The 15983-nt window shown below is 65.0% G+C and carries 16 protein-coding genes; all 16 read right to left on the bottom strand.

The window, feature by feature from the left end:
• Position 1: 1 nt before the first annotated feature.
• On the bottom strand, positions 2-1108 hold the full coding sequence (locus tag EFK50_RS14310) for a sugar ABC transporter substrate-binding protein (protein ID WP_183407834.1): 1107 nt from the start codon (positions 1106-1108) through the stop codon (positions 2-4).
• Between the two features lie 133 nt (positions 1109-1241).
• Complete coding sequence (locus EFK50_RS14305) at positions 1242-2309, bottom strand: ABC transporter permease (protein ID WP_123228190.1); 1068 nt, start codon at positions 2307-2309, stop codon at positions 1242-1244.
• Positions 2306-3883, bottom strand: coding sequence for a sugar ABC transporter ATP-binding protein (locus EFK50_RS14300; protein ID WP_123228189.1), 1578 nt, complete (start codon positions 3881-3883; stop codon positions 2306-2308). Before EFK50_RS14300 ends, EFK50_RS14305 begins: the two co-directional genes overlap by 4 nt.
• Positions 3880-4071 (bottom strand): ferredoxin, encoded by a 192-nt coding sequence (locus tag EFK50_RS14295; protein WP_123228188.1) that lies wholly within the window; start codon positions 4069-4071, stop codon positions 3880-3882. Before EFK50_RS14295 ends, EFK50_RS14300 begins: the two co-directional genes overlap by 4 nt.
• A gap of 50 nt (positions 4072-4121) precedes the next feature.
• The gene (locus EFK50_RS14290) at positions 4122-5198 is read right to left on the bottom strand and encodes a Zn-dependent alcohol dehydrogenase (RefSeq protein ID WP_123228187.1); all 1077 of its coding nucleotides are present in this window, start codon (positions 5196-5198) and stop codon (positions 4122-4124) included.
• A gap of 48 nt (positions 5199-5246) precedes the next feature.
• On the bottom strand, positions 5247-6659 hold the full coding sequence (locus EFK50_RS14285; protein WP_183407833.1) for an aldehyde dehydrogenase family protein: 1413 nt from the start codon (positions 6657-6659) through the stop codon (positions 5247-5249).
• Positions 6656-7867 carry a cytochrome P450 gene (locus tag EFK50_RS14280; protein WP_123228186.1) on the bottom strand — a complete coding sequence of 404 codons (1212 nt, stop codon included), beginning with the start codon at positions 7865-7867 and terminating at the stop codon, positions 6656-6658. Before EFK50_RS14280 ends, EFK50_RS14285 begins: the two co-directional genes overlap by 4 nt.
• Positions 7868-8214: 347 nt before the next feature.
• Entirely contained in the window at positions 8215-8748 is a 534-nt protein-coding gene (locus EFK50_RS14275; protein ID WP_221177396.1) for an enoyl-CoA hydratase-related protein, read from the bottom strand.
• Entirely contained in the window at positions 8678-9022 is a 345-nt protein-coding gene (locus EFK50_RS22855; protein ID WP_221177395.1) for an enoyl-CoA hydratase-related protein, read from the bottom strand. The genes EFK50_RS14275 and EFK50_RS22855 overlap by 71 nt, the downstream gene beginning before the upstream one ends.
• 30 nt (positions 9023-9052) lie before the next feature.
• Positions 9053-10636: an AMP-binding protein gene (locus tag EFK50_RS14270; protein WP_148046183.1), complete on the bottom strand. Its 1584-nt coding sequence runs from the start codon at positions 10634-10636 to the stop codon at positions 9053-9055.
• A 61-nt stretch (positions 10637-10697) separates the two neighbouring features.
• Complete coding sequence (locus EFK50_RS14265; RefSeq protein ID WP_123228184.1) at positions 10698-11987, bottom strand: acyl-CoA dehydrogenase family protein; 1290 nt, start codon at positions 11985-11987, stop codon at positions 10698-10700.
• Between the two features lie 97 nt (positions 11988-12084).
• Positions 12085-12894: an SDR family oxidoreductase gene (locus EFK50_RS14260; RefSeq protein ID WP_123228183.1), complete on the bottom strand. Its 810-nt coding sequence runs from the start codon at positions 12892-12894 to the stop codon at positions 12085-12087.
• Between the two features lie 81 nt (positions 12895-12975).
• Positions 12976-13590 (bottom strand): TetR/AcrR family transcriptional regulator, encoded by a 615-nt coding sequence (locus tag EFK50_RS14255; protein ID WP_183407832.1) that lies wholly within the window; start codon positions 13588-13590, stop codon positions 12976-12978.
• 81 nt (positions 13591-13671) lie between these two features.
• Positions 13672-14052, bottom strand: coding sequence for a Zn-ribbon domain-containing OB-fold protein (locus EFK50_RS14250; RefSeq protein WP_123228181.1), 381 nt, complete (start codon positions 14050-14052; stop codon positions 13672-13674).
• Entirely contained in the window at positions 14049-15254 is a 1206-nt protein-coding gene (locus EFK50_RS14245) for a thiolase family protein (RefSeq protein ID WP_123228180.1), read from the bottom strand. The genes EFK50_RS14250 and EFK50_RS14245 overlap by 4 nt, the downstream gene beginning before the upstream one ends.
• An 83-nt stretch (positions 15255-15337) precedes the next feature.
• Positions 15338-15982: an iron-sulfur cluster assembly protein gene (locus EFK50_RS14240; protein WP_183407831.1), complete on the bottom strand. Its 645-nt coding sequence runs from the start codon at positions 15980-15982 to the stop codon at positions 15338-15340.
• Position 15983: the final 1 nt, after the last annotated feature.

Genomic DNA, 15983 nt, shown 5'->3' with positions numbered 1-15983 from the left:
GTTAGCTGACCTGCCAGAGCTTCTTGAACTGGTCGGCCCAGTCCGCAGGCTTGTCGTAGGAGTCGGAGATGTCGTTGTCCGTGTCCTCGGTCATGAGCTGAGTGGGCAGGCTTCCCTGCTCCGGGTCCATCGCCATCCCCTGCTGGTGCCGCAGGATCGCGTCGACCATGTACCAAGACCCCATGCGCAGCGCCAGACCGGTCAGCGCATTGACCTTTCCGGCGTCGAGGTCGGTCAGGTTGATCGAGTTGCCGTTCTGCGCACCGATCTTGACGTCGAGCCCCGCCGCGTCAAGAGCGGCAGGAAGGCCGACCGCCCAGCCGCCCGAGTCGGTCACGACGTACTTGATCGACGGGTCGCGCTGGAGGGCGGACACGATCGCCTTGGGCGCACCTCCCGACATGACTTCGGAGATGGCTCCCTTGACGACAGTGACTGAACAACCCGAACAACCCTCTTCGACCGTCTTCTGGAACGAGTCGTCGACCACCTTGAGGATCGGGAAGTCCGGCACCCCGTAGATGAGCGCCTTACCCTTGCCCTTCGAGTCAGAGATGACCCAGTTCGCGAGCATCTCGCCGTAGATGGCGCCTTCGGTTCCACCGATGTTGGCGATCACGGTGTCGTCGGTCTCCATCGGGCCGACGTACCCGGCCACGATGGGAACGCCTGCAGCCTTGTAGGCCTTGGCGGCGTCCTCCCAGACTGCTCGCGGGCTGCCGGTCACTACACCCGCGATCGGGTCGTACTGCTCGAGGCCCTGCTTGAGCGCAGCCACCAGCGTCGCCGGGTCGGCGGACTTGAAGGGGATCGCCTTGACCTTCCAGCCAACGGCGTCCGCCGCCTTGACCAGCTCCTCCTCGATCTGCTGGCACTGAGGTGAGTCGCACTTCGCCAGGACGATGGTCTCACTGCCAGAGCCCGGCGCCTTGTCGAGCGGAGTGGTGACCGTGATGGCTGTCGGTTCCTTCTTCGCGTCGTCCGTCGCCGAGTCGGCGGCCGAGAGCTGAGAACTACTGGTCGTGTCGCCGTTAGATCCGCTGCTCTCATCACTGGCACCGCATGCGGTCGCGGTCAGACCCACGGTCGCCACTAGTGCAACGAGCATTCCTGCGGAGCGTCGCTTTGTCTTCATCGGGTGTGCCTTTCTTCAAGCCGGCCTAAACCGACGTTCCTTCAAATCTAACAAACGTTAGAAACTGATGTCAAGGCTGTGCCTTGTTGAAATCGTGTCTCTGCGGTCAGGCCCTGGCTGAAGCGCCTGAAGGGGCCGCGAGTTCCTGGGCGGTGTTGCTTGGACCAGGGTCAGTGGGCGACCCCGGGGCCACATCCGCCCCATCGAACATGGCCGGCCTGCGGAGCCGCGCGCGCTGGCGCCAGCCGGCGAACGCGACGGCGGCGATCAGTGCGACGCCGTTGAACATGTCGTTGATCCACTGTTCCCCCGTCACGAGCTGCAAGCCCTTGACGCCGGTTGCCAGGACGTAGATCGCAAGCAGAGTCCCCCAGACGTTGAACCGTCCCGGCGTGATCTGTGTGGAGCCGAGGAACACTGCGGCGAACGCAGGGAGCAGGAGCGCTGCGCCGAAGGTCAAGGAAGGCCCAGAGAGCGATGCGTAAAGGACACCCGCAAACCCGCAGAGGGCGCCGGACCAGATCAGCGACATCCAGGTCCAACGGCCGACCGGCACCCCCGTGAGTCGCGCGGCCTCAGCATTTCCTCCCGCGGCGTACAGGTAGCGCCCGGCCGGCGTGTGGTCGAGGACCCACCAGGTGAGGAACGCCAGGACGACGAGGTAGAGCACCACGATCTGAAACCCGGCGATCTTGTGCTGCGTCAGGTTGTTCCAGGCCTCGGTGGCCGGCGGCAGTGGCTGCAGCCCGCCGGTGACAATGGTCTGCACGGCGGTGATGACCGTTGCCGTGCCGAGCGTGGCGATGAAGGAGTCGACCTTGAGTCCGACCACGATGAAGCCGTTGAGCGCGCCGACGAGGGCGCCTACGGCGACCGCCGCAATGATGGATGGCCACATACCCCACCCTCGCTCGGTCTGGAGCACGACTGTGACAACGGTCGCCAGGTTCACGGTGGCGCCGACGGAGAGGTCGAAAGCTCCACAAACCATCGGCACCAGGAGCGCGAGCGCCAAGATCGCGACGATCGCCTGCTGAGCAGCCACCGAGTGCATGGTCGACTGCGTCAGGAACAGGCTCGGTGTCCACATTCCGAACACCACGATGAACAGGGCCCAGATGTAGAGGCCACTGAATCGGTCGAGGCCAAGGTTGATGCCTTTACGAGCGGTCATGAGTTCGTGTCCTCCGTGGCAGACCCGAGAGAGTGGATTGAGATGTTTCGCGGCGTGATGTCCGCACCTTCGAGCGTCGCCACGATGCGGCCCCCGGAAAAGATCAACACGCGGTGACAGAGAGCTGCGAGCTCGTCTGCGTCTGAGGACGCGACAACGACAGCGGCTCCGGCGCCTGCCGCATCGACCAGATGGTGATGGAGTCTGGCTTTGGCGCCGACGTCCACGCCCTGAGTTGGTTCGTCAAGGAGCAGGAGGGCCGGATCGGTACGTAGCCACTTCGCCAGCAGGATGAGCTGCTGGTTGCCGCCGCTGAACGTGCCGAACGCCGATTCGAGCGCGTCAGGCGGCCGCACCCCGAACTCCTTGAACCATGCCCGCGCGTCATCGCGCTCTTTGCTGCGTCGGATCCGCGGGAACCGCCAGTGGCGCATGGGATCGCCGAGCGCGAGGTTCTCGCGTGCGCTCAAGGAGACGACAGCACCCCTGGCCTTCCGGTCCGGCGGAAGGTAGGCGACGCCGCGCGCGAGCGAGTCACCCGGCGACCCCGCCTTGACGGGACGCCCCTTCACCAGCACGTCGCCGTGCGCGCGGCGGGTGGCACCGAAGAGGCACCCCAGGATCGACTCACGTCCAGACCCAGCGATGCCCGCAACGCCCACGATTTCGCCGCTTCGCACGCCGAACGACACATCGAGGTGACTCTCGCTGCCCAGCCCAGCAACCTCGAGGATGGCCTCTCCAGCCTCACGTTCTTCGATCGCGTCGGACTCCGCCCTTGCCTCCTCGAACTCGTCACCGACCAGGAACTTGACGATGTCACGGCGGGTCAGCCCCAGCACCGGCCGCGACGCAACCTTGCGACCGTTGCGCAGGATGGTGACGTTGTCAGCAATCTCGAACACCTCGTCGAGGCGGTGCGTGACGTACAGGACCGCGACGCCGGACGATGCGACACGTCTGATGGTCTGGAGCAGGAGTTGGACGTCCGCATCAGGAAGGGTCGCTGTCGGCTCGTCGAAGACCACGACGTTGACCGGATGGGCCGATCCGGCACGCAGCGCACGGGTGATCGCGACTCCGCTTCGGTCCGCTGGCGCCAGATCCCGAACAGTCGCATCAGGACTGATGCGTTCCAGACCCATTCGAGCCAGGTCATCCCGCGCTCGCTGTCGAGTCGCCTTGAGATCTAGCGTTCCGAATCGCGTGCTGAACTCGCGGTTGAGGTAGAGGTTGTCGACGACCTTCATCGACTCGATCAGCCCGAGGTCCTGGTGGACGAACCGGAATCCGGATCGCTCCGATTCCTCGGCGTCGCCGAACGGGACGTCCGAGCCGGCAATCTTGACGAGGCCGCCGGGGTCTGGCTCGTGAAACCCGGAGAGGATCTTGATGAAGGTCGACTTCCCCGACCCGTTCTCCCCCAGTAGGGCGTGCACCTCTCCCCTGCGCAACTCCAGGTTGAGGCTCTGCAGCACGGCGTTCCCGACGAAGCTCTTGCTCAGTCCGGTAACCTCCAGCACGACTTCGCCCAGGCACTCCGAGGGAACCGGCGAGGCGTTCAGCGCAGTCATGACAGCAGCTCCACAGCACTCTCCGGACATCCGTGCAACGCTTCCGTTGCCTGGCTCTCCTGGTCCGGCGGCACCTCACCGGAGTCGATGATCTCGGCCTCGCCGTACTCATTGGCTGCGATGAGGTTGGGCGCGAGCGCGTAACAGCGCCCGTGTCCACTGCATCGGTCGTTGATGGCGAGTTTCATTGTCGATCTCCTCTGAATGTGCCCACTACGGGGAAGTGAGGCGAGACGCCCTAGACGATCACGCTTCGAATGACCTCGCCGGCGTCCATCGCTCGGAACGCGTCGTTGACCTCATCGAGACGAATCCGGCGAGAGATCATTGAGTCCACGTCGAGCCGGCCACCCTCGACCAGCGCAATCAGTCGCGGCAGGTCCCGAAGGAACTGCGCGCTACCGAAGTTGGACCCGCGCACCGACTTCTCTTCCACCATCATCTGCAGGATCGGCAGCGAGACCTGCGCGCCCACCGGAGCGAATCCGACGAGAACCACGTCGCCACCGGGGCGCGCAGCATCGAAGGCCTGGACGAGGGTCTCCGCACGCCCGACCACCTCGAACGTGAAGTCAGCGCCGAGTCCACGCGTGGCTGTCTTCACCACATCGATGACGTCCTCGGTGGTGGGGTCAATCACGTCGGTTGCCCCGAAGTCGAGCGCGGACTTGCGCTTCATCTCGACCGGATCGACCGCGAAGATGCGCGCAGCTCCAGCAATGCGAGCGCCCTGGATCACCGACAGACCGACGCCGCCGCAACCGATCACGACGACCGTCGAGCCGGCGGTCACGTTCGCTGTGTTGAGGGCCGCTCCGACTCCCGTGGTGACGCCACAACCGAGGAGCGCCAACTGCTCGTCGGGGAGATCGGTCTCGACCTTCACCAGGCTGCTGCGATGAGCAGTCAGCACGTCAGCAAACGTACCGAGATTGGTGAGCGCCGCGACCTCACGCCCATCGGCGAGCACGCCCTTCGGAACCATCCCGAGCTCCTGCCCGAATGTGCACAGGTTGGTCTGTCCGCGGACGCAGAAGAAGCATCGTCCGCACACCGGCGTGAATGCAGCCACGACGTGGTCCCCGGGCCGCAGATCCACGACTCCCGCGCCGACTTCGAGCACTCGACCGGCGCCCTCGTGGCCCAGGATCAAGGGCAGCGGGAACGGAACACCGCCCGAAGCGACCATCACGTCCGAGTGACACACCCCGCTTGCCGTGACCTCGACACGAATCTCGTCTGCTGCGAGGGGAAGGAGTTCGAGCTCCTCGATGATGAGCGGGGCGTTGTGCTCATGAAGTACGGCGGCGCGCATTGCGTTTCCTTTCGCGTATGAAAAAGATCAGTGGGTCTTGCTGTTGGGTCAGGCGGTGGCGGGGAAGTAGATCGATTGCGCGTCGGTGTACTCGAGAAGTCCCCCAACGCCGTTCTCCACCCCGACACCACTCCACTTCATTCCGCCGAAGGGAACCGTCATCGCGAGCGCTGCGTGACCGTTGACCCACACCGCGCCTGCCTCGACTCGCTCCGCGACATCCGCGGCACGCTCCACATCCGCTCCCCAGACTGAGCCGGCGAGCCCGTACATCGTGTTGTTCGCCCGGTCGATCGCCTCGTCGAGGGTGTCGTAGGCGAGCACCGGCAGAACCGGGCCGAACTGCTCCTCCTGCACGATCGCGAAGGTGTCGTCGACGTTCGTGAGCAGGGTCGGCTCCACGAAATAGCCACCGAGGTCAGCGCGCTCGATTCCGCCAACAGCGGGCAGTGCACCTCGATCGAGCGCCTCTGCCAGGAGCGACTTGACGCGGGTGAACTGTGGACCGGTCGAGAGCGGGCCGAACGTTCGGTCATCCGAGGTCGACATGCCGAACGCCATGGCCTGCGCCACCTCCGCGAACGCAGCGACGGCGTCGTCGTACCTGTTGCGGGGCACGAACACGCGCTTCGGGAGGGCACATGCCTGGCCGGAATTGAGAAAGGCAGTTCCGACGATGCCGGCCGCAGAAGCGGCGAGGTCGGCGTCGTCAAGGACGATTGCCGCGTCATTTCCGCCGAGCTCCAGGGTGTAGCGCTTCAGGTCAGCGGCAGCGCTCACGGCGACGTTCTTTCCACCGGCGATCGACCCTGTGAAGGTGACCTTGCGTGGGCGGGGATGTGCGGTCATGGCGCGCCCGAGGTCGTCACCCCCGCTGACCACGTTCAGGATTCCAGGAGGCAGGACTTCCGCGGCGATCTCGCCCAGAAGGAGCGTGGACAGCGGGGTGTAGGGCGACGGCTTCAGGACCACAGCATTACCAGCACGCACTGCGGGAGCGATCTTCCACATCCCCAGGACCAGCGGGAAATTCCAGGGCGTGATGGCTGCGACGACACCGAGGGGACGGTGAATCACGTCCACACGACCGCCGTCGGCATCCTCACGCATCCGTTCGCGAGGGATGTCAACATCGGCGTAGTAGCGCAACCACGCCGAGCACGTACCTGGCTCCGTCGCCGCAAGGGCATGAGGCTTACCCGTCTCACGGACAAGAGTCGAGGTGAGTTCCTCGGCACGGGCATCGATGGCGTCAGCGAAGCGTCGCATCGCTTCTCGACGTCCGTCCTCGTCCTTCGCCCAGGCGTGCTGAGCCTGGTGCGCCGACTCCATGGCCGAGTCGAGCTGCTCGAGGGAGCATTCGGGAGCGCGCGCAAACTCAGCGCCGGTGACGGGATCGATGACCGCGTAACTGTTGTCGCTGGCGACCGCGTCGCCGCCGATGATTTGCGTGGTGGTCACTTCGTCTCCTCCAAAACGTTCCAGGTCAGGTGCAGATCGCGCGGCCCACGCGGGAAGTGGCTGAAGACCAACTCCGCGTCAGGCGCAAGTTCGTAGTCCGGGATTCGGCGGTGGAATTCCTCCAGCGCGATGCGGAGTTCGAGACGCGCGAGGTGCGACCCGAGGCACCGGTGGAAGCCGGATGCGAAGGCGATGTGAGCGTTCGGATGGCGGTCGAAGTCGACCGTCAGCGGGTCGACGAAGACCTCGGGATCGAGGTTGGCGGCAGCCCAGGAGACATTGACGAGGGTCCCCGACTTGATCGTCGTTCCGGACGGCAGCGTGATGTCGGCAATCGGGGTTCGCACGGCGAGCGGAACCGAGGAGTCGAAACGAAGCAGTTCCTCGATCGCTCGAGGCCACATCTCGGGGTTCTCGACCAGCTTCCGTCGCTGATCAGGGTGCTGAGCCAGGTACGCCAGCGAGTTGCCCAGCATGAGCGAGGTTGTATCCAGACCGGCGAGGATGAACAGGTACAGGATCGAGTGCAGCTCCTCGCGCTGGATGGCCGTCCCGTCAGCGTCCCGGTAGTTCACCAGCCAGCTCAGGATGTCGTCGCTCGGCGCCGCCTTCATGCGGTCGTCCAAGACACCGTCGAGGTACTCCCGGCACTTCGCTGCCCCTTCGCCCATTCGGGCGAGGTTCTCTTCCATAGTGAGATCAGCGTTCGGGTGCAGCTGCATGTCGACGAACTCGACGAACTGGCCCAGATCCTCCTGGGGAAGTCCGAGGATCGAGAGGAACATGGCCGCGGGCAGGGGCGCGCACCACTCGGCGTAGACGTCGGCTTCTCCGCGCGCCGCGAAGTGATCCAGGAGCTCGATTGAACGCGCCCGCACCCGGTCCTCCAACGGCGCCATCTTCTGCGCGGTGAACAACGGATTCAGGCGACGGCGCCACAGGAGGTGCTCGTCTCCGTCGAGGTCCAGGGGGATACGCGCGCCCTGCGAACCGAGCTTCGCCCCATCCGCACCGTTCCCGAGCACATCCCGGCTCTGGTTCAGAAATCGAACATCGTCGAACCGGGTGATCGTGACAGAACCATCCGGGTTGTGCGCCACGGGGCAACGCTCGGCGAAGTCGACGTACGCCTGCTGGGGAGCAGCGCCTCGCATGGCCGGCGCGACCACGTCATCGAAGAACCCCGGATTGAAGAAGCTATCTGCCATCGAGTCCTCCTGAAGGAACGTTTTCTACCAACTGTTCGAAAAACTAACAGGCTGTGAGCCGCGCCACAAGATGTCCGCGAAGATTCGTCGAGATTTCGTGGCGGCGACGCCCTATTCACGCCCGAGAGAGGGCTGGCTGCAGTCGCCCGTCTTGGCGACACACACCGGACCAGGCAGCCCGCCATGGCGTCGTCCTGATGCGGGGCCCGAGTGACAATCTGCGGTCCGTTTGATTCGCGCCTTCATGGGGCGAGCAGCGCAAGTCGCTCGCGCAGCCGGACGGAGGGCCGGTCCGACGACAAGGCCATGCACCCCGCTGCTGAACGAGCGGGGGCGTTACGAGAGTGTCAGCGGGCCTTCCACATGGGCTGGCGCTTCTCCGCGAAAGCCTTCGGCCCTTCGATCGCGTCCTCGCTGGAGAACACCGCAACCATTGCGGAGTTGCTCGCCATCCAGGAGGCGCCCTCCCGAATGATCGCGAAGCTCCCGGGCTCACCGACGATGCCGGCAGCGACGCGCTTGCTGTACTGGACCGACAGCGGCGCGTTGGCGGCTATCCGATTGGCCAGGTCCTTCGCTGCCGGGAGCAGCTCGCTCGAGGGTGCGACGTCGTTGATCAATCCCCATCTCAGTGCCGCAACCGCATCGATCGGTTCCCCGGTCAGGATCAGCTGCATCGCGACCTTCCTCGGCATCTGGTCGGGCAGGCGCACCACGCCACCGGCCGCGGCGATCAGCCCTCGCTTCACCTCAGGCAGGCCGAAGGTCGCGTGCTCAGCCGCGATCGCCAAGTCCGCCGCGAGCACGAGTTCAGTCCCGCCGCCCAGGGCAGTCCCATTGACCGCTGCGATGATCGGCTTGCTGATTGGGTGCTGAACCATGCCGGCAAAGCCCCAGGCTTCGGTTCCCGGGGGGGCTCATTTCCTCTCCCCGTGCGATTGCCTTCAGATCTGCACCGGCGCAGAAGGTCTTCTCGCCAGCACCAGTCAGGATCACGACCCGCACCTCGGGATTCGTATCCGCCTCTGCCAGTGCGGTACCCAGACCCAGCGCGACGTCGCCGTTGACCGCGTTGTGCGCCTGTGGCCGGTTCAACGTCACGATCAGGACGTGGCCATCGAGTTCGGTGATGACGGCGGCGTTCGCATCATTCACGCTGAGATGCCTTTCGGAGACTTCGCTCGGCTAGTGCCGAGGGACATCGACGTCGTGGGCCTGGCGGTCCCAGGTCCGGTCGTTGACGGGCGTCTTGCGGAACTCGGCCTTCTGGACCCGTTGATTCGGAGTCTTCGGCACCTCGGCGACGATCTCGATGTAACGAGGAACCATGAATCGGGGCATGTGCGCGACGAGCCATTCAAGGAGCTCGCGCTCGGAAAGCGTGGATCCGGCCGTGAGCTGGACGCAGATCTTGACGTCCTCATCTCCGAGATCGGACTTAACGCCGATGCATGCAGCCGTGTCGACCTCCGGGTGCTGATCAACGATGCGCTCGACCTCGAGCGACGAGATGTTCTCGCCACCTCGACGGACGCAGTCCTTCATCCTGTCGATGAAGTAGTACCAACCATCCGAGTCGCGGCGGAATGCATCGCCGGTGTGGAACCACCCGTTCTGCCAGGCCTCGGCCGTGGCGTCCGGACGCCCGTGGTACCCGGCATTCAGGCGCCAGGGTTCGCGGGTCCTGATCAGGAGCTGGCCGATCTCGCCATCGGGCACGGGTAGGTCGTGCTCGTCGACGATGGCAAGCTCCACACCGGGGACGATCTGGCCGGCAGAGGTCCTATTCGACTCGTTGACGTGCTGGTTGCGCAGCGCAGCGCACATCTCGGTCTGCGTGTAGGACGTCATCACCCGCGGAATCCCGAACCGCTTCTGGAACTCCTCGATGCGGTCCGGAACGGGCACGGCCCACAACAGCCACAACGGATTGTCAGAGTCCTCGGGGAGCTCCGGTTGCTTGAGCAACAGGCCGGCCATCGTTCCGACCAGGACCGTGAACGTCGAGCGGGTTTTCCTGATGTCTGACCAGAACGCCGTGGCACTGAAACGCTCGCGTACGACCAGGCGCCCGCCCCTCTCCGCCATCAGGAGAGGGAAGACCTTCCCCCCGATGTGGAACAGCGGCAGCGGAAGGTAGAACGCGTCCTCGCCGGTGAGGAGTCCCTCGAAGTTCACGCTCGCAAGATGCTGGACCTGGCCCCACGGGAGGCGAACGCCCTTGGAGGGTCCGGTTGTCCCAGAGGTGTAGCAGATCGTGGCGATGTCCCACGGGTTCGGCAGCGCTGGCGGAGACATGACCTCCGCTCGATCCCAGAAGGCGTCGAAGGAGATCTGTTCGCAGGGCAGCACGGTCTCCGACATCGGCCCCCCCGAGACGACGATGGTCTCGAGCGACGGCACGCGGTCGAGTACCTCCGACAGGCGGTCCAGGTAGTCGACGTGGACCAGCACCGCCTTGGCGCCGCAGTCACTCAACACGCTCGCCAACATGTCGCCTCGGTAGTCCGGGTTGATGCCGACCTCGATCGCACCGAGCCAGGTGAGGCCGATCCAGCACTCGATGTACTGCGGCGACGGTGGAACGAACACCGCAACCCTGTCGCCGTGGCCGATCTCGCAGCGCCTCCACGCGTCCGCCCACCTCAGGCTGTTCTCGAGCACCTGGCCATAGCTGGCCGAGTACCCCTCGACGTCCTCGAGAAATGGACGATCCGGGTTCTCCTCCGCGTGAGCAAGAAGGACCTCGGGCAACGAGCGCTCGTACACGTTCAAAACCTCCAGGGAAGTTCACCAGTGACTTGGATACTAACGCTTGTTAGATTCTTTGTCACGAGTCACCGCTCGCTTTGTCCAGCTCGAACCGCTCGCGCGCAGCCTGAAGCTGAGTCGGGATGTGTTGACTGGGGAACAGGGCGTCGTGCACTGGAACATCCCGCAACAGTCCCTTGGCCAGGTTCAGCTTGTGCACCTCGGTCGCTCCGTCGGCGATCGCCATGTGGAAGGACTCCATGACCCATCGGCCGAACGGCATCTCAGACGTCACGCCAAGTGAACCGTGGACCTGCAATGCGCGCGACGCGATTCGATTGAGCACGCCCGGAGTGGCGGCCTTGACTGCGGCGATGTCATGGCGCACGCGGCGGTAGTCGTTGTACTGGTCGATCCGCCACGCTGTTCGCAGGACGAGCAGCTTGAACTGCTCGAGTTCGATCCAGGAGTCCGCGATCATCTCCTGAACCAGTTGCTTGCGCGCCAACGGCTCGCCTTGGATCGACCGGGACGCAGCTCGCTCACACATCATCTCGAGGGCGCGGCCAGCGAGCCCTGCGGTTCGCATTGCGTGGTGAATGCGCCCTCCACCCAACCGGGTCTGAGCAACCGCGAATCCGCCGCCGCGCTCACCCAGCAGGTGGTCGAGCGGAATTCGCGCGTTCGTGTACCGGACGTAGGACTGCGTGCCCTGTCCCGGCGAGTGACCGTAGAGGTCGATGTCGCGGACGATCTCGATGCCTGGGGTGTCAGCAGGAACAACGAACGCCGAAAGGCGGCCGTGCGGGGGCGCGTCCGCATCCGTGACCGCCATCACGATCAGGAACGAGGCAAAGCTTGCATGGGAGGAGAACCACTTCTCCCCGTTGATGACCCAGCTGTCCCCGTCAAGCTCCGCCGAGGTGGTGAAAGTCGTCGGGTCCGATCCTCCCTGCGGCTCGGTCATCGAGAAGCAGGAGACGATCTCGTTCTCGATCAGTGGCCCCAGGTAGCGGTCCTTGAGGTCCGCAGTGCCGTAGTGCGCGAGGATCTCGGCATTGCCAGAGTCCGGCGCCTGACTACCGAAGACCGTTGGCCCGCAGTGGGTGCGGCCGATGATCTCGTTCATCAGGGCCAGCTTGAGCTGGCCAAAGCCGGGTCCACCGAGATGACTGCCCAGGTGGCATGCCCACAGCTTGCGCTCGCGCACCTCCTGCTGGAGTGGAGGTATCAGCCGACGGCGCAGCGGATCATTGAGGTCGAAAGGGTTCTCGATGAGCAGATCGAGCGGCTCGATCTCAGTCCGCACGAACTGATCGATCCAGTCCAGCTCCCTCTGGAACTCAGGCTCTGCCTCGAATCCCCACATCTGCGTTCCTCTCGACGTTCGTGACGTACCCGGTCGCGCGGGCTGCAAGTGGCATGTGCCGGCGCTGGGTTAGGACCTCGACGCCCGCCGACTCGAATCAGCCGCTGTTCGGCTCGCGGTCTACCAGCGCCGGGACCATCTTCGGTGCATTCGCGGCACCGCCATCGACGACGAGCGTCTGGCCCGTCAGCCACTGAGAACCAGAGCCGAGCATGAACATGACAGCGTCCGCGATGTCCTCGGGCTCCCCGAACCGCTGGAGCGGGATCGCAGCCTCAAGCTCAGCCTCACGCCCCTCCCACAGCGCGCGAGACATCTCGGTGCGCACGACGCCAGGAGCAACGCTGTTCACCCGGACGTGGGGAGCAAGCTCAACGGAGAGCTGGCGAGTCAGGTGGATCACTGCGGCCTTGGTCGCGTTGTAGTACCCGATTCCGCGGTCGACGCCGTACCCGCCGACGGACGAGACATTCACGACGGAACCGTCGTGGTCCGACATCCAGGCCTTCCAGGCAGCGCTGACCCAAGCAACGAGCCCGAACTGGTTCACCTGGACGATCTTGGCGGCGCGGGCGTGGTCGAGGTCGACCAGGTCGCCGTAGTACGGGTTCGTCGCCGCGTTGTTGACGAGGAAGTCGATGCTTCCGAACGAGTCCATCGCGCGGGCCGCCGCTGCAACGGCGGCATCCGGGTCCCCGACATTGGCCGCGAACCCTTCGAGCCGACCGGGGAGCCCCGCCTCCGCGGCCTCAGCCGTGAGCGCGTCCAGCGTCGCCTGCTTGCGCGATACGACGAGAACATCGGCACCACGGCTCGCCAGTTCCCACGTGATGGCTCGGCCGATCCCCCTCGACCCGCCGGTGACAATCGCGGTCCGACCCTTGAAATCATCAGCGGAGATGTTCATGCACCTTCTCGTACGTCCTGGGATGGGGCAACGGCGTTGCCGGTTCCAGGGGCAAATACTAACGCTTGTTCGATTTTGTGGCTAGTGCAAAGCGCGAACAGCTTCTTCATCGACGTCATCGGTGCCGATGCCCTCGAAGACGATCTTGTTCAAGGTGCTTGTGATGGATTCAGGAGACCAGAGCGAAGCTGGCCATTCCACCGTCCAGTTCATCGCGCCAAGGACCAGCAGTCGAGCCAGGGTGAGGTCGAGGTCCACGCGAATGGCACCCTCGTCACGCGCGTCGTTGAAAAGCTGTCCCCAGTACTCACCGTAGGCCCGAGCGTGCTTGTTGTGACGCTCCCGAACGTCATCGGGGATCTGGCTGCTGATCCGAAGCAGCGCCTTCGCGTAGTCGGTTCGCTCCATCACGCTCTCGGTGTGAGCAGAGATCGCGGCCTTGAGCCGGCCGGCGGCACCCTCATCTGCGGCAGCATCCACGGCGTCACGAACGTGCTGGTGCATCTCCTCGATCGCATGCCGGAGAACTGCCTCGACGAGCTCGTCCTTGGAAGCGAAGTGGTAGTACAGGCTGCCTGCCTTGGTGTCGGCGGCGGACGCGATGTCGCGCAGACTCACCCCGGCGAATCCCTTGCTCGCGAACACCCGCGCCGCCGAGTCCAGGATTCGTTGGCGTGTGCGTTCGGACTTGCTCAACGGACGTGCGAAACCTGGTGTCGCGCCATCAATCTGCCGATTCAGGTGGACCACCTCTTCTACCGATTGTCTATCGGGAACCTACAGCGCGGAAGGGACCGGCCGAAACGTTAAGGGACAGCCTGCCGCATTCACGTCCTCAGCACTCGCCCAGACGACGGTATCTCCGACCGAGACCTCGCCCTCGGACACGATCGCCGCGGTGACTCGGGGACCTTCGAGCAGTTCGACCATCGCCACCAGCCGACTCCCGTCGCCACCCGTCGACATCTGGGTGATCGCATGAACGGACCCCTGGCCACTGGCCTCGGTGTACTCGAGGCCGTCACCCAAGCATCCCGGGCAACGGTGCCGCGGGTAGTGGAATCGCTTTCCACAGGATCGGCACGACAGCAGCAGAAGGCGTCCTGCGTCCAGGCCGGCCCGGTAAGCGTTGAGCTGATCGTTCAGGGTCTGGGTCATGCGTCCCCCCTCAAGATGAGCGCGCCCTGGGCGGCCATGCTGCCTCCGGAGCCGCTGACGAACGCGCTGTCCACTCCATCTGACTGCCGGTCGCCCGCTCGGCCCTGAATCTGGCGGACGGCCTCGATGACATGTGTCATTCCGCCCGCATTGCCGGCCTGGCCAAACCCGAGCTGGCCGCCGTTCGTGTTGCACGGAAAGTCCCCGCCGAAGGAGAGGTCACGTTCGTTGACGAAGTCGTTGCCAGCGCCCCTGGGGCAGAATCCCGCGCTCTCGAGGGACATGATGACGGCAATTGCGTACGCGTCGTAGAGCTGCGCCGTGCCGATCTCCGCCGGCGTGATCCTCGCCATCTCGAACGCGCGACGCGAAGCTCCTGTCAGCGGCATGTCCGTCACGTCTCCTTGCGCGTACGTCGGGAGCTTGTAAGAGACCGCTTCGCCGAAGCCGGCCACACTGACCGGCCGCACGTCGGAACGGGCACGCTCGCGCATCGTCACGACGATGGCCGCCCCGCCGGTACAAGGCATGACGACCTCCAGCAGACGGATTGGCGGCGCGATGACCCGGGAGGCCAGCACGTCTTCCGGTGCGATGGGTTTCCCGAAATGCACGGCACCCGGCGTGATCGCGGCCGACCGGCGCTGGTCGCTGACCAATTTGGCTCGCGCCTCCGGCCCACCGGTGAAGAGCTGGTCGTATCGAGAGTTGACGAGTGCGAAGCTCGCGGTCGGACCTCGGTTGCCGTACGGGTAGTCATGCTCGGGAGCGGGCGCGCCCCAGACGTCGTCCGCTCGTCCGAGGACATTCCCTAGGTCGACGACCCCATCGGGTGCAGCCGGCCGCGGCCGAAACGGGAGGGCGCAGACGACCGTTTGGCAGACACCGGACTCGACCATCGCCGCCGCGCGCCAGACCATCCCGACCGCACTGGCTCCACCAAGATCGACCTGCTCTGCGCAAGCCAGATCCCACCCGCAGTACTCAGCCAGGAGCGACGGCACCATGTGGACTGCCTCGAACACGTCGGTCGAGCAGACGAGGCCGTCGACGTCCTGGGATTCCAGGCCGGCATCATCGAGTGCCATTCGAGCAAGATCTGCCCACTGCTCCACCGTGAACTGCTCGGGGCCTGCGAACTTTCGCTCAGGCGCGTGTTCCGCAACACCTGCAACAACTGCCTGCCTCGGGCGTGCGGTCACCGGCTGCTCCTCGACATTGCCTTGGGTGCAGTCCTGCCTACGTCCACGCGGAGTTTCACTGTTGGCCCCTCGGCTCGGTTTGGCTACGACTGGGGGTGTTGAGTTAGCTGCAGGGGTACCGGACCGGGCATCCCGAGGTCCTTGCCGGTGCCCGCGCCTTGCCCGAGCCCGGAGCGTTCAAGGCTGGCCGGGCCGCGCGCTGAGCCCATCACGTCCACTGAAGTCCGGCACTGTGCACAGAAGGCCAGTCGACGACAGAGAGCGACCCCTCGCTCGCTCAGGATCTCGATGTCCGCAGATCCGCAGTACGGGCAGACCATTGCCTCTCCAGGTGCGTCCAGAACGACGCCGTGCGCGTTCAGCTTGGCTCGCCCGCTCGGAGCAACCTCCTTCGGCTGCCAGACGGTGGTCCGGTCCCAGCTCAGCGACAGGTTCGCGCCAGAACCGACCACATGGGTCACGGCGCTGCGGACGTCCGCCTCGATGAGGAAGAGCGCAGGGCATCCAGAGAATGTCGGCTTGAGCGTGACGCGCACGTCGTAGACCAGACCGGACTTGTCCGACGGTGCCGAGCTGATCGACACCTCGCCCACCATCCCCATCTCACCGATGGACACCGGAAGCTCAGGATCCTCGACCGCGCGCACCGCCGCCTCGACCGTCGCGGTCAGCCTCGCTAGATCGGCGGCCCCGTACGATGCGGGATGTCCTCGCGCTGAGTCGGCCATC

This window comes from Nocardioides marmoriginsengisoli, assembly GCF_003725695.1.
Classification (GTDB): Bacteria; Actinomycetota; Actinomycetes; order Propionibacteriales; family Nocardioidaceae; genus Marmoricola; species Marmoricola marmoriginsengisoli.
The sequence above is the reverse complement of the archived record's forward strand: the minus strand, read 5'-3'. Positions and strand labels throughout refer to the sequence as shown.